The 22,221-nt window shown below is 59.3% G+C and carries 24 protein-coding genes and 1 other RNA gene; 7 read left to right on the forward strand and 18 right to left on the reverse strand.

Going from position 1 to position 22,221, the window contains the following annotated elements:
* Window positions 1-453 precede the first annotated feature (453 nt).
* Complete coding sequence (gene ybeY / locus JIN78_RS07460; RefSeq protein WP_200391327.1) at window positions 454-906, reverse strand: rRNA maturation RNase YbeY; 453 nt, start codon at window positions 904-906, stop codon at window positions 454-456.
* A complete protein-coding gene (locus tag JIN78_RS07465) occupies window positions 903-2,570 on the reverse strand; it encodes an HD family phosphohydrolase (RefSeq protein WP_200391328.1) in 1,668 nt (555 codons plus the stop codon). The genes ybeY and JIN78_RS07465 overlap by 4 nt, the downstream gene beginning before the upstream one ends.
* Before the next feature lie 274 nt (window positions 2,571-2,844).
* Here JIN78_RS07465 and JIN78_RS07470 point away from each other — a divergent pair, with 274 nt between their 5' ends.
* On the forward strand, window positions 2,845-4,092 hold the full coding sequence (locus JIN78_RS07470) for a S41 family peptidase (RefSeq protein ID WP_200391329.1): 1,248 nt from the start codon (window positions 2,845-2,847) through the stop codon (window positions 4,090-4,092).
* A gap of 11 nt (window positions 4,093-4,103) precedes the next feature.
* Here JIN78_RS07470 and JIN78_RS07475 read toward each other — a convergent pair whose 3' ends face one another.
* Window positions 4,104-4,568, reverse strand: a complete 465-nt coding sequence (locus JIN78_RS07475; protein ID WP_200391330.1) for a DCC1-like thiol-disulfide oxidoreductase family protein — start codon at window positions 4,566-4,568, stop codon at window positions 4,104-4,106.
* Between the two features lie 109 nt (window positions 4,569-4,677).
* On the opposite strand from JIN78_RS07475, the gene JIN78_RS07480 reads away from it, so the two are divergent.
* Both JIN78_RS07480 and JIN78_RS07485 read left to right on the forward strand, forming a co-directional pair.
* On the forward strand, window positions 4,678-5,973 hold the full coding sequence (locus JIN78_RS07480; RefSeq protein ID WP_200391331.1) for a Gfo/Idh/MocA family protein: 1,296 nt from the start codon (window positions 4,678-4,680) through the stop codon (window positions 5,971-5,973).
* A gap of 104 nt (window positions 5,974-6,077) precedes the next feature.
* Window positions 6,078-7,256, forward strand: coding sequence for a formylglycine-generating enzyme family protein (locus JIN78_RS07485; RefSeq protein WP_200391332.1), 1,179 nt, complete (start codon window positions 6,078-6,080; stop codon window positions 7,254-7,256).
* Between the two features lie 54 nt (window positions 7,257-7,310).
* Here JIN78_RS07485 and JIN78_RS07490 read toward each other — a convergent pair whose 3' ends face one another.
* The 12 genes from JIN78_RS07490 to JIN78_RS07545 all read right to left on the reverse strand — a co-directional run bounded on the left by JIN78_RS07490 (window position 7,311) and on the right by JIN78_RS07545 (window position 16,555).
* Window positions 7,311-7,628, reverse strand: a complete 318-nt coding sequence (locus JIN78_RS07490) for a putative signal transducing protein (protein ID WP_200391333.1) — start codon at window positions 7,626-7,628, stop codon at window positions 7,311-7,313.
* Complete coding sequence (locus JIN78_RS07495) at window positions 7,625-7,810, reverse strand: hypothetical protein (protein ID WP_200391334.1); 186 nt, start codon at window positions 7,808-7,810, stop codon at window positions 7,625-7,627. The genes JIN78_RS07490 and JIN78_RS07495 overlap by 4 nt, the downstream gene beginning before the upstream one ends.
* 22 nt (window positions 7,811-7,832) lie before the next feature.
* Window positions 7,833-10,235, reverse strand: a complete 2,403-nt coding sequence (locus tag JIN78_RS07500; protein WP_200391335.1) for a secretin N-terminal domain-containing protein — start codon at window positions 10,233-10,235, stop codon at window positions 7,833-7,835.
* Window positions 10,236-10,241: 6 nt separating this feature from the next.
* Window positions 10,242-10,799 carry a hypothetical protein gene (locus JIN78_RS07505; RefSeq protein WP_200391336.1) on the reverse strand — a complete coding sequence of 186 codons (558 nt, stop codon included), beginning with the start codon at window positions 10,797-10,799 and terminating at the stop codon, window positions 10,242-10,244.
* Window positions 10,796-11,335: a hypothetical protein gene (locus JIN78_RS07510; RefSeq protein WP_200391337.1), complete on the reverse strand. Its 540-nt coding sequence runs from the start codon at window positions 11,333-11,335 to the stop codon at window positions 10,796-10,798. The genes JIN78_RS07505 and JIN78_RS07510 overlap by 4 nt, the downstream gene beginning before the upstream one ends.
* A gap of 6 nt (window positions 11,336-11,341) precedes the next feature.
* Window positions 11,342-12,634, reverse strand: a complete 1,293-nt coding sequence (locus tag JIN78_RS07515; RefSeq protein WP_200391338.1) for a hypothetical protein — start codon at window positions 12,632-12,634, stop codon at window positions 11,342-11,344.
* Between the two features lie 32 nt (window positions 12,635-12,666).
* Window positions 12,667-13,632, reverse strand: a complete 966-nt coding sequence (locus JIN78_RS07520) for a type II secretion system minor pseudopilin (RefSeq protein ID WP_200391339.1) — start codon at window positions 13,630-13,632, stop codon at window positions 12,667-12,669.
* Window positions 13,629-14,387: a hypothetical protein gene (locus JIN78_RS07525; RefSeq protein WP_200391340.1), complete on the reverse strand. Its 759-nt coding sequence runs from the start codon at window positions 14,385-14,387 to the stop codon at window positions 13,629-13,631. Before JIN78_RS07525 ends, JIN78_RS07520 begins: the two co-directional genes overlap by 4 nt.
* The gene (locus tag JIN78_RS07530) at window positions 14,365-14,784 is read right to left on the reverse strand and encodes a hypothetical protein (RefSeq protein ID WP_200391341.1); all 420 of its coding nucleotides are present in this window, start codon (window positions 14,782-14,784) and stop codon (window positions 14,365-14,367) included. The genes JIN78_RS07525 and JIN78_RS07530 overlap by 23 nt, the downstream gene beginning before the upstream one ends.
* Window positions 14,777-15,349, reverse strand: coding sequence for a pilus assembly FimT family protein (locus JIN78_RS07535; protein ID WP_200391342.1), 573 nt, complete (start codon window positions 15,347-15,349; stop codon window positions 14,777-14,779). Before JIN78_RS07535 ends, JIN78_RS07530 begins: the two co-directional genes overlap by 8 nt.
* A 19-nt stretch (window positions 15,350-15,368) precedes the next feature.
* Window positions 15,369-15,812: a type II secretion system major pseudopilin GspG gene (gene gspG / locus JIN78_RS07540; RefSeq protein ID WP_200391343.1), complete on the reverse strand. Its 444-nt coding sequence runs from the start codon at window positions 15,810-15,812 to the stop codon at window positions 15,369-15,371.
* Window positions 15,813-15,934: 122 nt separating this feature from the next.
* Entirely contained in the window at window positions 15,935-16,555 is a 621-nt protein-coding gene (locus tag JIN78_RS07545; protein ID WP_200391344.1) for a hypothetical protein, read from the reverse strand.
* 209 nt (window positions 16,556-16,764) lie between these two features.
* Between JIN78_RS07545 and JIN78_RS07550 the strand changes: the two genes are divergently transcribed.
* Genes JIN78_RS07550 through JIN78_RS07560 form a run of 3 tightly spaced genes read left to right on the forward strand, consistent with a single transcriptional unit; the run spans window position 16,765 to window position 18,928 of the window.
* A complete protein-coding gene (locus JIN78_RS07550; protein WP_234037867.1) occupies window positions 16,765-17,856 on the forward strand; it encodes an AAA family ATPase in 1,092 nt (363 codons plus the stop codon).
* A complete protein-coding gene (locus JIN78_RS17960; protein WP_200391346.1) occupies window positions 17,856-18,518 on the forward strand; it encodes a DUF4276 family protein in 663 nt (220 codons plus the stop codon). Before JIN78_RS07550 ends, JIN78_RS17960 begins: the two co-directional genes overlap by 1 nt.
* Window positions 18,464-18,928, forward strand: coding sequence for a hypothetical protein (locus tag JIN78_RS07560; protein WP_200391394.1), 465 nt, complete (start codon window positions 18,464-18,466; stop codon window positions 18,926-18,928). The genes JIN78_RS17960 and JIN78_RS07560 overlap by 55 nt, the downstream gene beginning before the upstream one ends.
* Here JIN78_RS07560 and mutL read toward each other — a convergent pair.
* On the reverse strand, window positions 18,886-20,730 hold the full coding sequence (gene mutL, locus JIN78_RS07565) for a DNA mismatch repair endonuclease MutL (protein ID WP_200391347.1): 1,845 nt from the start codon (window positions 20,728-20,730) through the stop codon (window positions 18,886-18,888). The two genes, JIN78_RS07560 and mutL, sit on opposite strands and share 43 nt — an antisense overlap.
* A gap of 142 nt (window positions 20,731-20,872) precedes the next feature.
* Between mutL and JIN78_RS07570 the strand changes: the two genes are divergently transcribed.
* Complete coding sequence (locus JIN78_RS07570) at window positions 20,873-21,253, forward strand: HesB/IscA family protein (RefSeq protein WP_200391348.1); 381 nt, start codon at window positions 20,873-20,875, stop codon at window positions 21,251-21,253.
* Window positions 21,254-21,407: 154 nt separating this feature from the next.
* Here JIN78_RS07570 and rnpB read toward each other — a convergent pair.
* Window positions 21,408-21,761, reverse strand: an RNA gene (gene rnpB, locus JIN78_RS07575) — RNase P RNA component class A.
* 171 nt (window positions 21,762-21,932) lie between these two features.
* Window positions 21,933-22,220: a hypothetical protein gene (locus tag JIN78_RS07580; protein ID WP_200391349.1), complete on the reverse strand. Its 288-nt coding sequence runs from the start codon at window positions 22,218-22,220 to the stop codon at window positions 21,933-21,935.
* Between the last annotated feature and the right edge of the window lies 1 nt (window position 22,221).

Below are 22,221 nucleotides of genomic sequence, written 5' to 3' on the forward strand. Positions count from 1 at the left end.
GGCGCACCGACGTTTCGGGGTGGACGATGCTGCGGCTGCTTTCGTGATCAGTGGAGGCAGCTGCGAGCAGGATTGTTGGTGCGGCGAGATCACAGCCTTGCTGGGACGTAAGCCGGGCAACAATCCCAGGGCGTTGCCCTGGGCTGATATGTGCAGCCCCTTTGGGGTTCGGGGAGTGCTTGGGGCACCGGGCCTGCGGTGGGGCGGGGCCGGTGGTTTCGGTGTTTCGTGAGTAGACGTAAGCTCTGGGGCCGACGGGGCGTCGGCGCTACGGCCGCGTAATCTCTGACGCGAACTCTCAGATTATGGTTCCCGAAGGCCAGTTCATTGCTCTCCCAAACGCAATCCTCGCTACTATCCTCGCTGGATTGCTCCTAGGGAAGGAACCAGGCAAACCTCTGACAAGGGCCTCCTTTAGCACGACATCTTCGTCACCGAGAGGAAGAGCCCCTCTTACTTATCAGCAGTCCAACGAGAGCATTTTTCCCAAATCTCTTCCTGCTCACGGGCCATGCGGGCGGCGTCCGCTTCGCTGCGGTCATCCAGCCCGGCCAGGTGGAGAAAGCCGTGAATGAGGTAGAGGAAGGTCTCGCCCCGCACCCCCTTGCCATATTCCCCCCCACAACGGGCCGCCATCTCCACGCTGACGAGGATTTCTCCATGGGGGAAGGTGATCACATCGGTGACAGTGGGATCGTTGAAGAATTCGCCATGGATCTCCGCCAAAGTGGCATCATCGACCAATGACAGCTCCAGCTCGGACAAGTCGGCGAGGCCGCTTTCCGGGTAGCGGGAGAGAACCTCGTCGCGCACGGCCGGGAGGCGGGACTCGATCCATTGCAAATCACTCTCCTGAAGCGGTTCCGCCCAGTGCACGAAGAGTTCCAGTTCGGGGGAATTGCTCATGACGCCGTTCCTTTGCCCGACTTGGAGGGCTGACTCTCCGTCTTTTTGGCCGGAGACGGTTCCTCTCCAGTCTTCTTCTCCTCTTCGCCATTTCCGTTTCCGCGACGGTCAGCGTTCTTCTTGCCCTTCTTTTTCTCATCGGGATAGGCGATGCGGGTGTGCATCATGCTGCGCAGGGTCTTGGCAAAGACTTCCCGAATCACCTTCACTTCATTAAGGGTCAAACCGGACTCGTCAAGCTGGCCATCCTTGATCCGGGAAAGCACGATATCATCGACCAGAGCCCGAATCTTGGTGGGGGTGGGCTTGTCGAGGCTGCGGGAAGCGCTCTCCACGGCATCGGCCAGAGAGATGATGCCACTCTCGCGGGTCTGCGGCACGGGACCGGGATAGCTGAAGTTTTTCCGGTCGACCTCCACGATATCTTCATCGGAGATGTGCCCGCTATCGGCCTCCTCCTTTTGCAAACGCCTCTGCTCTTGGGCCTTGCGGTAAAAGTAGTAAACGAGCGAATCCCCGTGATGCTCCTGAATGACGTCGATGATCTCAGGCGCCAGCTTTTCCTTGATGGCCATATCGACCCCATCCTTGACGTGAGCCACGATGACAAGCGCGCTCATGGTGGGGGTGAGGTCGTCGTGGGGATTGCCTTCCACCTGATTCTCCACAAAGTAGCCTGGCTTTTTCAATTTGCCGATATCGTGGAAGTAGGCACAGACCCGGCACATGGCGGAATTGGCCCCGATGGCATCGGCGGCAGCCTCGGCAAGCTGGGAGACCATCAGGCTGTGATGAAAAGTCCCCGGCGCTTCCATCTGCATACGCTTGAGCAACTTGTGATTGAGGTCACTCATCTCCAGCCAGCTGATCTCGGTGGTGAGGAGGAAAACTCCTTCCAAGATGGGCAAGACCGCACTAACGGCCATTCCAGTGAGCAATCCCATCCCGAAAGCTACTCCCATCTGGGTGAGACAGGCCTGGGCGGCAGCACTGCCTTGCCAAAGTTGCGCCGGATCAATGGCCCCGAAGAGCAAACCGAGCACCACGCTCACCAAACCAATGTAGCAGCCCGCTCGCAGGAGCCGGCCCCGCTTCTTAACCCGCCGGGTGGCCACCACCCCGGTGTAACTGGCGACCAATCCGTAAGCGAGAAATGGCATCGCTTCCTCGGGTTCCATCAGAAGAGCCCCTAGAATGGCGGTAAAAATAGCGGAAAACGTCCCCACCCGCTGCCCGATGAGGACAGAGTGAAACAAGGGAATCAAGGCCACCGGCATCAGAATCAAGCCGTGCACCGGGTCCATCGCCAGCACGGCCCGCAGGATAAAAAGCTCGGCCAGCAAGCCCCCGATGACGAGGAAGGTCTTGCTACTCCGGCTCGAAGTCGCCGGGTAGTTGAAGTGGAAAATGAGGACCGCCGCCGCGAGAATGACCAGGGTCACGGTCCAGCCTGCCAGCAATTGTCCTTCGAAAGTCCCGCCTGGCATGGAGGTCACCAGCCAGCCGGCAATCAACGCCATCAGCGAGTAGAGCCCGATGCGGACCCCCAAGCTGCTCTCGAGAGACTCGCTGACGTGGCGGTCTTCCTGCTTGCGACGTTTCCGCCCCGAGCCCAAGCCCCGGCGCGCCAAGCGCTCCCGTTTGATTTTATCGAAGAATTCCAAAATCGATTGATTGCCCTCGCACGCAAGCTCTCGCGAGACTGGCGGCGATAGCTGCGAGGCTACACCGTCTCCTGCCGAATGCCAATCATTCGATGCAAATTCCCCAAAAGTTCCCCGCCGTCACAAAAAGCTCATCACGATGGAGTCCCGATGAAAGCAAGCGCAATCATCGACAAGAGAAAGGAGTCCTCCCGGCGGCACCGTCCTCCGGAGAGCCCCCGTTTCCCGACGCAAGAAAACTCGACTCCACCCGCTCCCGTGCGCTAGTTCCTTCATGCGCTTTTTCCTTTTTTCCCTCTTTCTCGCCACTCCCCTTGCTGCCCAGCAGGGAAGCCCGCTCCCCGACCAGGAGGAAGGCTACGAACACCTCGAGCGCTTCATCCACCTCCTCGAAGAAGTGCGGGCCCACCACCCCGAGGCCGATAAGGTCACCTACGAGCGCCTTATCAATCACGCCCTAGAGGGCATGGTGGGTTCACTGGATCGCTTCTCGGCCTTCTACCATCCCGAGACCGCCCGCCATCTGGACCTCGAAAGCGAGGACCCGAGCGAAGCTCTGACCCTGCCCAGTCTGGGCCTCTCGCTGGCCGAGAAAGAGGGCCACATTGAACTCGCCCGCGTTTGGGAGCATTCGGCAGCAGCCCAAGGTGGCCTGCTCGATGGCGATATCCTCCTGAGAGTGGACGGCGTAGCACCGGCGGAAGGAGACCTCCTAGCCGCGCGGACCGCTCTGAGTGCGCCCCCCGGACAAGCCGTGGTGGTAACCGTGCTTCGCCCCGCCAGCAATCTGGAAGTCGAGGCCACCCTCCTCCCCCGGGTGGTGAAGGAGCGGGCCCTGCCCGAGGCCTTCCTCCTCACCGACCAGGGAGCCCCCACCACGGGCTACGCCCGCTTGGGCGAATTCTCGGCAACGGCCGCCCGCGAGCTGGGAGCCGCCCTCGATGACCTGGAAGATCAGGGAATGAAGGCCCTCATCCTGGATCTACGGGGCAATCCCGGCGGGCTCTTGACCAGTGCGGTGGAGATTCTCGGCCTTTTCCTCCCCCCCGACAGCGAAGTAGTTACCACCCGGGGCCGCTCTCCGCAGGCCCAGACCCCGGCCCTGCGCACCCCCGCCCGCCAGCGGGTCCAACGCTCCTATCCCCTCGCCGTCCTCATCGACCGCCACTCCGCCAGCGCCTCCGAGCTGGTCGCGGGCGCATTGCAGGATCTCGCGCGCGGCACCATCGTGGGCGAAACCTCCTTTGGCAAAGGATCGGTGCAAAATGTGGTCGGTCAAGCCGGCGGCACCGCCCTCCGCCTGACCTTCGCCACCTACCACACTCCCTCCGGCCGCACCCCCCACGAGGTCGGCATCTCTCCCGACCTCGCCATCAACCTCAGCGAACGAGATCGGCAGCTTTTCGACCTTTTCCGCCTGCGCCACCAAGCCGACCCGGCCACCTTGCTACCACTGGCTTCTTGGAAAGACCCGGTCCTTTCCGCCGCTCTTGAGCTCCTGAAAAGCGAGAACAATGAGTAGAGAAGAGCGCATCACGGCAAGATCCGTTCGCGCAGACTCCCCGGCGGCAAAGAGCAATCCTCCCGCGCGCCCCACCAGCGGCGGCGATTGCGAGCCACCTGGTCATAGAGCTTGTCGCGAAGAGCCGGGGGAACGAAGGCGGCTACCTTTCCCAGCAAGGCCCAGGGACCGCCGAGGTGAGAAGCCAGGGCCAAGGCCGCCCGACTGCGAAACGCGACTTGCCCCGTCTCCTCATCGAAAAGAGCAAAGGTCTCTGCCTCCTCTCCGGGGCCGGGCAAATCCAAGTCTTCCCGCCGTTCGCGCGCAAAATCACTTCCCAGCGAGGCAAACCAAAGCTTTCCCCCGCGATCCCAGCGATGACACCACCGCACCACCGCGGCGCAGAGCAGACAGTCGCCATCATAAAAAACAATTTTTCTCCGTCCCTCCATGGCATGACAGTCTAGCACCATCCGGGGCGAAAGAAATGCGCGCACTTGGCAAAAAGCTTGCAAGAAAAAGCGCCCCGAGCGCGTTTCAAAGGGAGCACTTGACAAAAATGTCATTTTTACCTTTAATTAACAAAATTACCACAAGCGAACGATCATGAGTCAGACCACCACCCGCCGCCAAGTATTGAAGACCGCCACCGCGGCCGGCACTCTCGCCGCCATCTCCGCCCCGCACATTGCCAAGGCGCAAGCTGGCAACAACGACACCATCAAGGTCGGCATCATCGGCTGTGGTGGCCGTGGCACCGGAGCCATCACCCAAGCGCTCAATGCCGACGCCAACACCAAGCTGTGGGCCGCTGGAGACGCCTTTCAAGATCGTCTCGACAGCTGCTTGAGCAACATCGCTTCCTTCGAAGACCGGGCCAAAGTTCCCGCCGAGCGCCAGTTCACGGGCATTGACTGCTACCAAGGCGTTCTCGACTCGGGAGTCGACGTGGTCATCCTCACCGCGCCTCCCGGATTCCGCCCCGAGCACATTGCGGCAGCCGTCGACAAAGGCGTCCACATGTTCATCGAGAAGCCGATGGCGGTCGATCCCGCGGGTCTCCGCGCTGTGCTGGATTCGGTCAAAAAGGCCAAAGAAAAGAACCTCACCATCCAAAATGGTTTCTGCTGGCGCTTCCACCCGGCGGTGAAAGAAGCCTACGGCAAAATTCTCTCCGGTGAATACGGTCGCGTGAATGCGGTTTACGGCACCTACCTGGCCGGTCCCGTGCGCCCTCTGCCCAATGACGCCAAGAAGCCCTCCGGCATGAGCATGGTGGAATGGCAAGTGGCCAACTGGATCAACTTCGACTGGCTCTCCGGCGGCCCCCTTGTGGAGCAGGCCATCCACACCACCGACAAGGTGGCTTGGGCCATGAACGACGCCATCCCCATCGCCGCCGTCGGCAATGGAGGCAAAATCGCCCGCACCGACCCCGGCAATGTCTATGATCACACCAACGTGACGTATGAATACGCCGACAACGTCTTCTGCCACGTGGCCCAGCGCCAGATTCAGGGCGTGCATACCGAGGTCATCGACCGCGTCACCTGCGACGACGCCACCGTCATCGGGCCAGGTCGCTGCTATGCCAAGGACCACAAAGGCAAAATGATCTGGCGCTCGCAGCCCAAGCCCGGGGAAGAGCAAAACATGTATCAAGTCGAGCACAACGAGCTCTTCGCCGCCCTCCGGGCCGGCAAGCGCATCGATGGCGGCGAGCACATGATCAATTCCACCGCCCACGCGCTGCTGGGGGCCTTTGCCGCCCAAACTGGCAAGCGCATCACCTGGGACGAGCTCTGGAATTCAGAACTGGATCTAGCCCCCGAAGGACTGACCTTCAAAGACGACTTCGAGCCCCAGCCCCTGCCCATTCCCGGAAAATTCTCTCTGGCCTAAGCCCCCTGTGGCGCCATCCTGGCCAGAGCCCTTTCGGAAAAAGCCCGTCATCCGGCGGGCTTTTTTTCCGCCAACCCACCGCACATCCGCCCTCCTTTCTTGATATGAAAATCGCACCCCTGTTTGCCGCCACCTTCCTCGTCGGCCCCCTCTATGGCGAATCCACTACCGGACTCGCCCCCACCGTCACCATTCTGCCCCAGACTCCGGCCGAGCTCCCGGCCCCTGACCAACTGGAAATCAGCCGCAAGATTCACGCCCTCATCGTTGCCAAAGCCAAGGAAGAAGCTTCTCACGAGAACTACGAAGTGCCCGTCCCCAAGGCCGGAGACAAGCCCCTTAAGCTCATTGCCATCCCTGGTGGCAGCTTTCTCATGGGTTCGCCCGCAGAGGAAGAGGGCCGCAATGAAGACGAAGGCCCTCAGCAAAAGGTCACCATCGCTCCCTTCTGGATGAGCCCGACCGAAATCACCTGGGCCCACTACAACCCTTTCTGGCAAAACAATGTCGAGACCTATCCCCGCAACAAGGATGGCACCATCGACACCAACGAGGATCGCTACGTGCCGGAAAAGCCGGACCTCGAAAAACACCCCCTCATCGACGCCGTCTCCCAGCCTACGACCCAGATCATGGATCAGTTCCTCAATGGCGAATTCATCCACAGCGATGAATACCCCGCGATGAACATGACCAATCATGCGGCCGCCAAGTTCTGCCAATGGCTCTCCGCCCAGACCGGCCATTTCTACCGCCTCCCCACCGAGGCCGAGTGGGAATACGCCTGCCGCGCGGGCACCACCACCGCCTATTCCTTCGGCGATGATGCCAGCCAGTTGGGCGACTTTGCCTGGTTCGTGGACAATGGCGACTTCACCTATCATCCGGTAGCGGGCAAGAAGCCGAATCCCTGGGGCCTCTACGACATGCACGGCAACGTCGCCGAGTGGACCATCGACCAGTATGCCGCCGACTCGATCGCCAAACTACCAGAAAATGTCACCAATCCCTGGGTCTACCCCACCAAGCGCTACCCGCGGGTGATCCGGGGTGGCTCCTGGGACCACGACGCCACGGGACTCCGCTCCGCCGCCCGGGCCCAGTCGGACAAAAACTTGAAAATGCGCGATCCCCAGATTCCCAAGTCTGTCTGGTATCACACCGGCGGCCAACACGTCGGCTTCCGCGTAGTGCGCCCGCTGGAGATTCCCTCTGCCGAAGAGATGCACCTCTTCTGGAACACCGACTACCTGACCCCCGAGCGCACCGCCGAGGATCTGTAGATTCTCCGGCTCACGCCACCGGGCCCGGCGTTCCTTCAGGGCCCACTCTCCCCTTCACCCCCTTTGGCCCTGGCACTGCCAACACTCGGCCAAGGAGTCGGGGACCTTTTCCCCACAGGCTGAACAAATCCAATCCTCGCCCAGAGGCTCGTTTTCCCTGGCCAAGTAGTCCTTCACCAGCTCCACGGCCCTTTTTTCATCCTCAGGATGAACCACACAAAGCGCGGGATAAAACTCCGGAATGGGAATCTCACTCAAGCCAGACATGGTCAGATTCCGGTTACGCAGAAAAACTTCGATCCCTTCGCTCTTCAAGAGCGATTCCAGCAAACCCACCCGGGCGTGATCGCGATGGCGATAAATCTCTCTCATTCCCAATCATTCCCCTCCAGCACGCTCTTGCCGATGAGAATTGCTCCCGCAATGGCACAAAAAGAGCCTCCGAGGAGGCTCAAGGTGAGACCAACCGGGCCTTCGAGCGGTCCCCTCCCCCCGGCGAGGTAAATCCCCACCCCGAGCAAGAGAAAGATGATGCCGAAGACCCGCTTGATCATGTGAAGAGAAAGGGAAGGCCCCTCACTTTTGCCGCGCGGCCTCTTGGCGGCGCTTCTTATCGTAAATGGCCTGCTGCAGGGGCGACATCGGCATGCGCTCCTGAGGGGCCTGCTGCTGCACGGGCTTGGGCTTGCCAAAGACTTTGTCCACCGCACTATTCACGCGGGGCTGGTATTCCGGTGCCGTGAACTGCTGGCGCGCCTTGCCACTCAGATTGCTACTGTAGTCGTAGACGTCCTGATACTGCTGAATGGCCACTTTGCCATCCACGATGGTGGGACGAATCATGATCACGAGCTCCGAGCGGCGGAATTGATCGTCGATGTTCTTGAAGAAGTTTCCGACCAAGGGAATCGCCCGCAAAATAGGCACCCCCCCTTCGGAGTCGTTGGTATCTTCTTCAATCAAACCACCGAGCAAGACCGCCGCGCCCACCGGGACGGTGACAATGGTGTCGAGTTGGTCGGAAAGCAGGTCGGGAATGATCAGCTCGCCCACGTTGCGGTCCTCGCCCACGGTGTCCCGCACGATGGAGATTTCGAGAGTCACCTCGTCGGCGGAGTTCACCAGAGGGCGAACCAAAAGCTCGAGGGCGACATCGCGATATTCCACGTTGGTGGACTGCCCGCTGGAGCCATTCAGGCCCTGATAGGTGTTGGTCGGAATGGCGATCTGCGTTCCCGAGGAAATGCGCGCCTCCTTGTTATTGGTGGTAAAAATCGTCGGCCGGGCGAAGGACTGGAAGTTGGTGTAGGTCTCCACCGCATTGATGAAGGCTCCGAAATCGCCGTCGATGCCTGCTGCGGCCAGACCCGCTCCGGGCGTGACCAAGTTGGCAAATTCGGTGATGGCATTGTTCTCAATAATGCCTCCACCGCCACCATTGTTGGTCGCGAAGCCGATGCCGTTGCCATTGAGCAAGCGACCGAGGTTGGTGCCGAATGTCAGCCCGTCAGTCACGGAGAAGCGACCGAAGACCGCACTGATGGCGACCTGCTCATTCTTCACATCCAGTTCGTCAATCAAGCCCTCCACCATTTCAATGTGGTGGGGAGGACCCTGCACAATGATGCTGTTGGCCACGTTGTCCGTAACGAGCAAAGTCTGGCCCACCAGAATGCTCTCCGGCTGGGTGGGGCGATCGGAACCGCTCAAGGAGGCCGTAGAACTGCCCGTTCCTCCACCCGCGCCTCCACCGAACCCGGTGTTGGAATTGTTGTTCGAGTTGGTATTGTTCTGTCCCAAGCTGCGGTTGTTGGCATTGGCCGTGGAACGCGCTCCCCCGGCAGACCCGCCACCACCGGCGACGGCCTCGCTCATGGTGCTGGAAATGGCACTCTCGGCAATAGGAAGAAACTCGTAAACAGGCAAGTAACGGAGCTTACGTTTGAGGAAATTGCGCTTGCTGGTGGGCACATCCCACTGCGCGATGAGTTGCTTGATGAAGACCAGGTCCACCGGACGGCCCATCAGGAAAATCCGATTGGTGCGACTGTCAGGAGTGATGGTGGGCGGGCTCTCCTCCCCACCGCCCTCGGCAGTGCCTCCTGCCGCGCCATTGGCAGCCAGGCCGGGAATGGGCGGCGTATTCGCCGGCTGCGCCTGCTGTTGGCGCTGCACCCGGGCCGATTGCTGGTTGGACTGCTGGGCATTGAACATCTCGTTGAGCTGCTCGGCGAGTTCTTGCACATCGGCATACTCCACTTCCACCCACTCGGTGCCCACTCGGGCGGAAGGAACGTCGATCTCGTCCTTCAGCTTGAGCAGATTCTGAATGAGAGCCGCTTTCTCTGTAATAATTAAAGAAGAGGCATTGCGCACCTCGGAGATGGTGCCGCCGGGGCGCAGCTGGCCAAAGACCTGCGTGAAGGCACGCTGTGCTTCCTCGGGCTTGAGATACTGGAACCTCATCACGTAGGACACCACGCCCTGCTCGAGAGCAAGTTGCGAAGGCTCGGTCACCACTCGGACGGGCTCGGCCGCCGTCGCGGGACCACCCGGCTGATTGGTTCCCAGCAGAGTGACGATGTTGGGATTGCGCAAGTCGGGATTCAGCTGATAGCCCTCCAGCATGAGGAATTTTTCCAAAAGATCGGCTACCTCCTGGTTGGTCATTCCCGGACCTTGCAGGAAGGTGAATTGCACGTCCTTGAGCGCGGAGGGCACGAGCACCCGCTTGCCAGTGACGTTCTGATAGACCGCCACCAGATCATGCGCGGTGGCATTGGGAAATTCCAAGCCCCCAGGATACGGGGCATCGGGGTCGGGTTTACTGAGAGCTTGGGTCAAGTTCGCGGGTGGCGTATCGCCCTGCTCTTCTTCGGCATTGGCTCCTCCCTGCGTCAAGCCGGGAATGGGCGGAACCTGGGCGGAGAGCAGGCTGGAGACCGCAAGGCTCAGGAGTAGAAATTTCGAAATGGACATGATTGTTTAGTTCTGGGGTGGCACCGGGACCCGACGGACTCGGGGCTGACGTCTGTTTTCTTGCGAATTATTGTTGTTGTTGCTGCGAGCGTTGTTGTTATTGGTAGGAATAGGCGGCTGAGCCTGCTGCTGGGCCGGCTGCGGCGTGGCCGCCGGAGGCTGCTGCAAGGTGAGAAACTTGTCCTCGTAGCCGATCCACCTCTTATGCGGACCCATGGTGATGAGAATCTGCGTCGATTTGTAGTTGGTGGGGTCGCGCTTCACATCGAGCACCTGGAAATTCTTTTCGTTGGGCATCCCCGGCGCGATGGTCTGCCGCTCCTTGGGGTCCTTGGTGTTGATCAAGCTGACCAGATAACCATTCCCGGTCTGGGTCCAGCCCGCGAGCACATAGTCATCCAGCTCGTTGGGCGGGGCCTCCACCGGACCGGGGTCCACCACCGGCTTTTCAGTCACAAGGGAGTTGTCCCAAAGCTGACGATACTTGTTGAGCGGGTCTTTGCGAGGAGCTTGCGCGCTCACACTCAGGACACTGGCAAGAAGAATGAGAGAAGTGAATTTCATATTTGGCCTCCTTCCGGAACGAACCATTGGTCGAGGAAGATCTGGCAATCCGCCCGGGTGGCATCATCGCGCTGAGGTTCAAGTTTGATAAAAGTCACCACCCGGAACTCGTTGGGATTGTGCAAACGGTCAATCCAGCTGTAGATCGCCGCCTCGGTGCCATTGACCTCAATGTCGTAGCGCGCCCGATGGTAGTGCAGCGAGGGGTCGACAACATTGGCTCCAAAGCCCTTATCTTTGATGGTGAGCCCTTTGCGCACCGCTTCGTTTTCAGCCAACTGCTGGATCCGGGTCTGCATTTGCCCCGCCGTGGTGGGCTTGGGCTCGTAGCGGGCCAGCCACTCCATGTCTGCGGAGAGCGCGTCGCGGATGCCGCCCATGCTTTCGTTGGTCTCGGCCTTGCGCTCGGCCGCTTCCATGGCCGCCTCCATCTCCGCCATCTTGGGCGCATACCACATATTGTAGGCCAGGAAGTTGACCGCCAAAAAGGCCATGGCCACGAGGAGGATGAGTAAGTTTCTTTCGCGTGAGGTCATCGTTCGTTATAGCGCTGCGCCGACGGGGTCGGCTTGATATCTAAAGCTCCAAGTGTCGCGATTTGTCGGTGTCGGGCTGACAATACTCCACTGAAATTCCGAAAAATAAGAGCTGCGGGTGAGATTTTCTCCGAATTGCACCGCCTGCTCGGCCTTCTCGCTCTCCCCTTCCAGAATCATGAAACGACGCAGTCGCGCCTCTCCACTGGGGTAATCAATCTCGTTGTGCATCTCGATCTCGGTCAGTTTGAGCCCTTCCTTGGGAGCGGCCAGATAAGCATTGTAGTATTGCTCCAAGGGCCAGAATTGGTTTTCGACGATGGGCTTGAGCTCTTCCCACTTGGAAGTGAAGGTCGCCACCTCCTCCGCCACCGGGCCAGAGGCGGCCGCCCGTTGCTCAGCCAGATCGGTGCGCTTTTTGGCCTCATTGAACTTGTAAGCAAAGTAGCCGATGGCTCCGAGGTAACACAGAACCACTGCCGCGATAGCCATCTTGGTTTGCCGGGCCTTCTGCAGCGCGAGCCTCTCGGCCCGGATGTCGGCCGGCAAGAGCTGGCTGAGGGGCTGTGGCAAACGCGGAGCCGGCTTTTCTGCAGCGGAAACCGGAATTCCCAGTATCTGCCCCAGCGCGGCCATTGCCTCTTCCGCAGGAGGGATTTCGCTTTCTCCGGTCCAGACCAAGCACTGCTGCAAGGGCTGGGGCAACAGCTCCTGCATGGAAAGCTGCGCCGTGCCAAGCGCGACTTCGCGACTGAGCTGGGCATCAAAGAGGGCCCCCGGAAGGGCTTGGAAATACAAAGTCTGCCCCTGGGCATCGGAAACCGCAAAAACCCAGCGACCAAATTCGCGCCAGAGCACCACCGACAAGGGAGGGAGGGGCAGGCAGCGGGCGGAGACATCAAAGGCCTTGGGCGATTTCTTGGGCAAACCGCCCTCCGGCGGCGGGGAAAGCACCACCGGCAGAAGAGTGGCCTCCTCCTCCCCCGTGCTCAGGGTGAAGCAGTCACTCAAGGAGCCCGCCGCATCCTCCGCGCGCAAACCCGAGCGCTCCAAATGCAGGTCGGCGAGATCGCGGAACATCTCCTGCTCACCAGTCGCCGCCAAAAAGGGAGCCGCCGAAACGTCGCGCACGGGAAAGGCCATGGTCAACAGTCCCTTGGGCACGCCCTCGACCGCGAGCGCCTCCCGCTCTCCGGTGGCTTTGAGCAGACTGAACTCCTCGGTCCCCCGCCAGATTTCCCAGCCTTCGGCCCCCGGAAAGAGGAGCACTTGTTCGTTCTTTTTAGCGTTTTGACTCACGTGATTGTTCTGAAATGATGAAAACTGTTAATCTACTGCACGATTTCCTCGCGCCGTTCTAGCAAAGTGGGATTGCCCTCGCGATTACGAATCACGATTGTGACCCGTCTTTTCACGTCACCGGACCAACCCGTGCTTTCGATGCGCACGGTGGGGCTGTTGACCGTGATGCGATGTCCATTCTGGGCAAATTCCTCCTCGGTCATGAAAATCGCACCTCCCGGACCAGCGGCCGCCTCCACACTCTGGAAAGGCTGATCGTCATCGGTGCCCAGAATACCATCCGCCCCCCGCACCGTTTCGGGAATGACGTCGGCATCATCGATGGAAACATTGAGCACCCGGGCAATCTTGTCCGCGCTGGCTTCATTGACATCGAGTCCGCTCTGGGTCCAGATCGTGAACCAGTCCTTCCAATTCGGGTTGGCCGCTTCCAGCAAATCAAAACCGCGCACGAATTTCATTTCGTCCAGATTGTAAAAGGGCCGGTTGAAGGGTCGGTCGAGAAAACCCAGATTTTCGTAATAGGGAGCCTCGGCACCGTTCAACTCCTCGGTATCCCCGGCATCCACCCAGTCCACCAGAGCGTCGACCAAGTCCTGCGCGTCAGTCAGCTCCAATCCCCAGTCAAAAAAGAGCTCGCGCAACCACCCCTTGTCATCCGCAATCGGATCCTGATTGCTGAGAAGGTAGTTGATATCAATTTTGTCGGCCTCGGAAGCGAGCTGGCAACTGAAGCCCTCGCCACCCCCTTCAAAGACCTGCCGCAGAATCGGGTCGTCGCGCCGCACCACGGGATTGGCTCCCACCGCGATACCCATCTCGGCCAAGTGCCGGGCCCGCGTGCCCTGGGTCTGGGAAGCCACCAGGTCGCTCTCGAACTTGACCAGAGTGATCACCGAGAAGACCGCAATGCCCAAAATGGACATCAGCCAAAAGACCGCCACCATGGTCGAGCCCCGTTGCCGGGCCCCAGATTGCCGACAACCCAGTCTCATTGTCCACCTCCTCCACCTTGGGGATCGCCATCGTCATTCCCGCCCTGATTGCCTCCTCCCCGGGTGCCTCCCCGGGCATTGGAGCCTTGGCCCATGCCCCGCATCAGCGCGGAGGGATTGGCCTTGGGCGGGACCCAGAAATAGTGAATGACCTCCTCACCATTGGGCTCAAAGACCGCATTGAGTTCGATCTGCAAAGGCAAGCGCCCGCGTATGTCCCAATCGCTGACCCACTCCATGGTGCGGGAATCCATCACCCGCATTTCAAAACGCCAGATATCGCGGTAGAGAATCAGCGAGCCCGCCGGTTCCTGTCGCTCCGTTGCGACCTGGTCTTCATCATCCAAAAGCGGCTCTTCGTAATATTCCAGCACGACATTGACGCCTCCACTGGGCACCGGAACCGTATTCAGAACAATCGCTTGGGCCGAAATCGGCAATCCCGCAAAGGAAAAGGAAGCGGGCGCATTCTGAATCGTCATCGTGGGCAAATAGCGCTGGGCGGTCTCCTGCGTGACCAGTTCGATGACCGCATTGCCCGGCAATTGCTCGAAATTGCGCCCCATGAAGTTGAGAAAAGCTTCCCGCCTCGTCTGGTAGCGCCCCTCCTCCACAATGCGCTCCGCCAGACTCATGGAGCCCGTGGCAATGGCAAAAATGCCACCCAGCAAAGCGGCCGCCAGCCCCATCGCCAGCACCACTTCGAGCAAAAGATAGCCTCCCTGCGAAGACTTATTGACGGTAGAGCCGCGCATATCGCCAGGTTTCGGTTGATTGAATTTGGTCTTGTCCATCCGCAGTCCAGTAGGCTGTCACGCGGATGAGAAACATGTTATTGAGCACCTGCCCGTCCTGATTTTCCATCTCTTCCAGAGGCTCAATGAGAGTCTCAATCTCCACCCCCAGTTCCTCGAATTCCCGCACCTCTTTTCCCTCTTCCAAATTGGGCAAAGACATGGTGCGCCGCAGCTCGCTATCGAGAATCCGCGACAGGCGCTGACTGCGGTGGAGCTTGAAGGTCAAATCTCCCACATCATTGATCGCCACCACCATGGCGGTGCCCACGATAGCAAACATGGAGACCGCGATGAGAACCTCCATCATCACAAAGCCACGGCGATTCCGCTGGCGACTGGAAGTTCCTTTAATCATAAATTTCACTCGATTCGTCAGCCACACGTGCGGTCAGTGGGTCCATCTCCAGCTCGGTCCAGCTCTCCCCGATTTCCAAACGCAGGGAAATCGGTTCGCAGAGACCACTTTGCTCGAAGTTCCAGAAGATCGCCGGGTCCTCGGGCTTCTCCTGATGAAACCAAGCCTGGAAAGGAGCACCCCAGCGCCGCACGAAGACCTCCATCCCTGCCGGAAACTCAAAGCTATCGTAATCGACCGTCAGCTCCTGCACTTCGGTGGCAGCGGCCAGCTCCTCCTCGTAAGAAGCACCGAATTCCTCGCTGGGAGCGGAGGTATCGACTTCGGTCAACTCCGCGCCCTGCAAGATCACCTTGTTGCGCTCGAAGCGGAGCCAGAAGGGCTTCTGGTGCAGCACGGCCATGGTGTGACCGCGCGCCGAGAGCGCCTCCAGCTCCACCACTGCCCTCTTCATGCGCTCTGCCGGGCTATCCGGCTTGTAGGCCATGAAGACGAAGCTGATGAGCAGAGCCACAAGGCTGAGCGTGACCATCATCTCCAACAGGGTGAAGCCACCCCGAGGCATCAGCGTCAAGCGCAGTGGCTTAGTCCTGACTACTGATGTCATCTTCGGTATCGAACTGACCGTCCGGGCCGGCGGAGATCACCTCCGGAGTGCTGGCGTCCTTACTGCCGGGATAGACGTATTTGAGCTCCTTGCCCCAAGGATCGACGGGCAGCTCATCATAGAGCGCGTTCCAACGCTTGGGAACGGGAGCCATCGAGGGCTTGGTTACTAACGACTGTAAACCTTGGGCTTGAGAGGGATACATTCCGCCCAACATGCGATACTCCCGCAACTTGGTCTCCACCCCTTTGACGAGCGTTTCCGACATCTTAATGTTAGCGGTGTCACTCGATTTTCCCACCACCGCCACCGCAACCGAGAGAATGAGTCCGATGATGCCGAGCACGACAATCATCTCCAAAAGAGAGAAGCCGCGTGCCTGGGAAGAGAAGATGAGAGTCTGTTTGCCTGTTCCTTTCATAAATTCCAATGGTTGAGCTGTGCCGACAGCCTACGTAGGATGAAACGCCCTTGAAATAAAAAGTTGTCAGCAAAATCGAGGAACTTTGTTCACTCAGCGAAAACGAGCACTTTTCCGACCTTTCAGGACGCCTCCTTCTCCCGCTGTCGGGCTGAGACCCGCTTGGCTTCGGGGAAAAGCAATTGCAACATCCCCGGCACACAATGCCGCGCCGCCAAGGCCCGCATGGCCTTGCTGATAGCGATGCGATCATCCTCCCGCGCGATGATGGCTCGCGATTGCAGAAACTGGCTGGTCAAGGTCGCGGCTTGCCACTCCACCCAAGCGGCGATGAACCCCACCAGAGTGCCCACCCCCAGGCCAACGGATACCGCTGGCAGGATCCAGCGCACAAAGCTGCCCACGAGGGCGGAAAAAATGACCACCAGAATGAGAAAGGCGGGAAAGGCCCAGGAAAACTTGAGCGCCCACTCGCGCCACCGCAAGAGCTCCGGCTGCCGTTTGCCCAGCAGCGCGAGACCAAAGAGCAAACCGACCTCCGCCAAGGGCACGATACTTTTTTCCTCCCCCCAATCCCGCGTAATGACGATCTCCTCCTCATCCAGCTTGCTGCGCTTGGCCATCCGCGGGGTCAGCTCCAGAGAAGAAGCGGCCAGCAACTGACCCAGAAAACGCTCCCCATCCAAGCGGGTAGGATGGGCCGGCAAGCGCTGCAAAACACGCTCTCCAAACCACTTTCGCATCGCAATCCCGACCACTACGGGAATCAGTCCTAGAATAATCAACGCCCTCACCACAGCCCCAGTCTCGATCCTACCCCCTCCCGCAACAACTTCTTTCTGGGTTCATTGATGCCATGGCCTTGCCACCCCTCCTTCCCAAAGGGGAAAATTTGTGCTACTTCCAACCTCATCAACGCCAGCTCTCCCAGCTTTGGCCTCTGGCCCACCACATGAGAAGACTTAAGAACATAACGATTAGAGGATTAAAGTCCATTCGAGAGCAAACTCTTGAGCTTGACAAACTCAACGTATTTATAGGCGGCAATGGAGCAGGGAAATCGAATCTTGTCGGTGCCTTCCAATTGCTTCACGAGGTCGTGAATCAGCGTCTCACAGACTATTCCATCGCCCGAGGAGGAGCATCCAGCCTCTTTCACTTCGGACGAAAAATCACTTCCGCTATCGAAATCGAACTCAGCTTGCGGCTCTCTAACTCTAGCGTTCTTGACTACAAGCTCCAAATCGAGGCTACGGATGAAGGCCTCTTATTCGTCAAAAATGAGGAAGTCAATAAGCAGGCCGACGGAAGTGACAACGGAATTATTCTGCCAAATTCTCGCCTTGAATCGCGTATCAAAGACGACCGTGATCCTCTCTCCAAGCAGCTATTTTCCTCTCTCGACAGCTTTCGGGTCTACCATTTCCACGACACCAGCGAAACGGCAGCTGTGAAAGGTCATTGCGCAGTCGAAGACAACCGGCTCCTTCGTCCCAGAGCCGAGAACTTGGCCGCCTATCTTTACTTTTTGCAACAGAAACACCCTGAACATCTTGCTCTCATTGAGGACACGATTCGTCAGATCGCACCTTTCTTCGATGGATTCCGGCTCGCGCCCTCCCGCTTGAACGAAGACAAGATTCGACTCGAATGGCAAGAGAAAGGGCAAGATGGCTATTTCAATGCCACCGCACTTTCCGATGGCACCCTGCGGTTCATTTGCCTGACCACCCTCCTCCTCCAACCTGAGGAGGATCTGCCCACCGTGCTCCTACTCGATGAACCCGAACTCGGCCTCCACCCCGCCGCCGTCGCCTTGCTGGCGGATTTACTCTCTTCCTGTGCCGAAAAGTGCCAGGTCATCGTCGCCACCCAGTCAGTCACCCTCATCAATCAATTGCATCCGGAACAGGTTTGGACCGTTGATCGCGAGAATGCGCAAAGCGTCTTCCGCCAATTGAATGAAAACAGCTACCGACAATGGCTCGATGATTATTCGCTCGGAGAGCTGTGGGAAAAGAACCTCCTCAACGCCCGCCCCTGATGAAGCGCTGCCTCATCATTACCGAAGGACAAACCGAGGAGCGTTTTATCAAAGATCTCCTCGCTCCCTACTTTCTCACTCTGGAGCTCGCGGTCACTCCCACCATCCTAAATACCAAAGTTGTAAAAAGCGGCCAAAATTTCAAGGGAGGGGTCACCAGCTACCCGCGATTGCGACGGGACATATCAAAATGCCTTGGTGACTCGAGCGCCCTGCTCACGACTTTCATCGACTACTACGGCCTCCCCGATGACGTTCCAGGCATGGAGAACCGACCACAGGGAAGCGCGCTGGACCGAGTGAGGCACGTCGAAGCAGCTATCAGGCAAGATTTTGGCAACCCTGCAAATTTCAAACCCTTCCTAATGCTACATGAGTTTGAAGCCTTCCTCTTCTGTGATTGCCAAATCACCGCGACCGCGGCTCTCCAGGGGGGGCAAGCGAGAGAGTTGGAACGCGCAGCGGGAGAACGATCACCCGAAGAAATCAATGAGCGGCCCGAAAGCGCTCCCTCCAAGAGAATTCTGCAAATATTCCCCGCATTCCGCAAAACTCTTCACGGGCCTACTGCAGCCAAACGTATTGGACTGGAAACGCTCAGACGAAAATGTCCTCACTTCGATTCCTGGTTGAGCGACCTCGAGAACTTTGCCCGACCCTAGAAAACCATGCGCAGAAACATCCGCAGAAAAGCGAAACCGGCGCAGACTCCCGCATACCAATAGGTGAAGTGACGATTGAGCGATCTCCAATGGGGATCAAAAAGTTTCAACGCAAAAAAGCCCAATACGAATGGAACCGTCGCTACCCGAAGGGGCCGAACGGGTATCAGGAAAAGCAGCAGAACAGACAAAAGTGCACACCCCATCACGACCACCCGCAGGCAAAGGAGTTTCTTTTTCCGCTCTTCTTTCTCCTTGCGGTAGAGAGCACTGATGGCTTTGTCGAACTCGGGTTTGCCTCGCACAAGAGGCAGTGGAGAAGAAAAGCTATCGGCCTGCAACCTCAATCAGCCGAACCGCTTTTCCCTCACTTGCGCCCGAAACGTCGTTCCAGCTCATTGGTAGAATAATGAATCAGCGTCGGGCGGCCGTCAGCAGTGCAGTAGGGCAATTGGCAGCGAAAGAGATCTTCCAAGAGAGCCCAGGCGGTGTCCGGGCGAGCTTTTTCGCCCCGGGCCCCTTGCTTGGCAAAGCGCGCGGCAAAGCTCTCGAAGGCCACCGCACGGCCACCTCGGGTTCCCTCGCTCGCGAGAAGCTCATCCACCAGATGCAGCACCAATTCTTCGATTTCTCCTTCCCCCAGGAAGTCCGGGGCGCTGCGAATCTGCACGGTATTGCCACCGAATTCCTCCACTTCCATGCCTGCCTCCGCGAAGTTCTCGCGATTGGCAAAGACGACGGCGGCATCCCGGGCGTCGAGGTGCAGGACCACCGGCACGAGCAGGCCTTGGGCAAGAGCATCGCCTTCTTTCTGAAGAAGACGCTCATAGACGATGCGCTCGCGGGCATTACGCGGATCCATGAGCACGAGCCCGTCTTTTCCTTCCAAAATCAAGTGCCGATCGTGGAGGCAGCCTAGCACTCGGAAGCTCTCCGCACCCTCCCTCGGCGGGGTCTCTACCGGCAGTTCCTCCTGCCGGGAGACCTCGATGGTGCGCGCTTGCAGGTCGGGCTTGGGCGCGCTGGCGACAAGATTTTGCAAAGCCTCGCGGGAGGGCAGAGGCGGCAATTGGGAAGGAGAATCATCCGGCAAGGGCAGGGGCTTCTTCTCCGGCCCAGGGGAAACCTCCCGGCCCACCCACTCAGCGGGCAAAGTGGCTCTGAGCGCAGAAGTCGCCTCCTCCCCGGCGGCGGGAGAAGCGGGCGGCTCGTCTTGCGCCGTCGATTCAAAAACATCTTGGCGTTCTCCGCGCAGGGCCGCGCCCACGCCCTCCAGCAGGATCCGCCGCACCTCGGAAGGCCGGTGGAAACGCACTTCCCGCTTGGCGGGGTGGACATTGACATCGACCGATTCAGGAGGCAGCTCCAGCCACAGCCAGGCGACCGGGGACATCCCCTTCCCCAGCCGCTCGCCATAGGCATCGGCCACGGCCCGCCAGATGACCCGGTCGTCGATGGGGCGGTCATTGAGAAACATCGCTTGCCCGTGGCGGCTCTTGCGCGCGCCCTCTACCGGAAGGACAAAGCCCCGCACTGAGAGCCTACCCTCCCGCCAATCCACCTCGCGCATGGAGCGCATCAGCTGGCGGCCATCGAGCTCGCCAATGCGCACTCGGGCATCCTTGCTGGCCGGGACATCGAAAACGGTGCGTCCGTCTTTGCGAAAGATAAAGCGCACTCCCGGCGAGGACAGAGCATGCATCCGCACCTCGTGCTCGACGTGACCGCTCTCGGTCAATTCCGTGCGCAGGAACTTGCGCCGGGCAGGGACATTGAAGAAGAGGTCCTTGACCTCCACCTCGGTGCCGACCGCACAGCCGGCCTCGCGCACCTCCCCCAAGCGCCCCCCCTCCACAACGATCTCGGTGCCGTAGTCGGCGCCTTTTTCCCGCGTGGTGAGACGAAAACGCGAGACGCTGGCAATACTGGGCACAGCCTCTCCCCGGAAGCCCAGGGTGCTGATGCCGGCGAGGTCCTCCACCGTCTTCAGCTTGCTGGTGGCATGGCGTTGCAGGCTCATCTCGGCATCGTCCCGCGACATTCCACAGCCATCATCACGCACCTTGATGAGGGCGATGCCGCCCTTGCGCACCTCGACCACGATCTCGCGCGCGCCGGCATCGAGCGCATTCTCCATCAACTCCTTGACCACACTGGCCGGGCGCTCCACGACCTCCCCGGCGGCCACTTGGCTCGCCAAGGTATCGGACATGACCTGCACTTTCCCCATCGCGACCCCACGCTAGCCAAGGATGGCGGGGACGGAAACGATTTCGGTGCAATATGACGGAGGCCTTTTCCCCCGGCGCAAGAAAAGGGGTGGAAATTCGCCTGCAGGGCTTTAACTTTCCCCCATGATCACCCTCACTCCCAAAGCCGTTATTGCGCTAAAAGACCTGCTGGCGAAGAAAGAAGCCGCGCCCACGGCTGGACTCCGCCTGGCCATTGAACGCGGAGGCTGCGCGGGTCTCGCCTACACCATGAAGGTGGCCGAAGCGGGCGAGGACGACACGGTGGTGGAAGAAGACGGCACCCGGGTCATCATCCCAGCGGATTCACTCGACCATCTCCGGGGTTCCACCCTCGACTTCTCGGACAGCCTTTCCGACGCGGGCTTCAAGATCACCAATCCCAATGCCGCGCGCTCCTGTGGCTGCGGCACCTCCTTCGAGCCTGCGGAGGAAGGGAAAAAGCCGGAGTATGATCCCGCCCTGGATGGGACGGCCTGCCGCTAAAAGCGCGGAAAAACCTAATGACTAAAAACTCAAAAATTAAAGTTCAGCCTCCGAATGGCAAAAATTTTTCGAGGGCTGAATCTTTGGTTTTTGGATTTTTGAGTTTTTCGTTTTTCGTTTTTCGTTTTTCGTTTTTCCTCGCGTAGCGAGGAGGGGCGGCCGCTCTCCTGTAAGCCGGATTCTGTTCGACCGGCCCTTTGCCGGCCGCGATGACCATTTCTCTATGCGACTATTACCCGGGGATCCAACGGACGGGTCGCCCTCTCCCCTGTTCTGTCTTGCACCACGCGGGGTTTGCCCTGCCACCTCGGTTACCCTCAGCGCGGTGGGCTCTTACCCCACCTTTTCACCCTTACCCGGCGAACCAGGCGGTTTGTTTTCTGCGGCACTTTCCGTCCAATCCCGCTTGCGCGAGACCGTCCCCCGTTTTCACGAGGCACGCTACCCGATGGAGTCCGGACTTTCCTCACCCACGCCAAAGCGCGACTGCGGTCACCCGGAGAGCGGACAGGGAGTAAGCACCTAAATCCTGAAAAGGTCGACTACTAAATGAATCGCCACGGCCCCGGCCGCTACCATGATGGGGATTTGTGCGGGAATGAGCGGAAAAAGAGGTATCCCTCAGCCGGAGAGAAGGAGGAACCACGGCAGGAAGCAAGTGCCATCAACGACCCCCCACTCACTCCGGGGATTTCCCCCGCCCGGGAGCTTTTTTCTCCGCTGTCTCGTTCTCTTCTTTCTTTGCCGAAACCAGGATGGCGGCCTCTTCTCCCTTACCAGGCTCCGCCGGGGCGACCTTGGCGAGCGCTTCTTCACAAGCCTGCAGCTCGGCTTGGCACTCCAGCCACCGGCGACGATAGCCGCGCCAAATCCAGCACCCCATCAGAAGCCCGAAGAGAAAGCAGAGCGAGCCGAGGAGAAAGTTCCAAAGCGCGAGTTGAGTGAGAAAGTGGGCGGCAGCATCCATA

The sequence above is a fragment of the Roseibacillus ishigakijimensis genome (assembly GCF_016595415.1).
Lineage (GTDB): Bacteria > Verrucomicrobiota > Verrucomicrobiia > Verrucomicrobiales > Akkermansiaceae > Roseibacillus > Roseibacillus ishigakijimensis.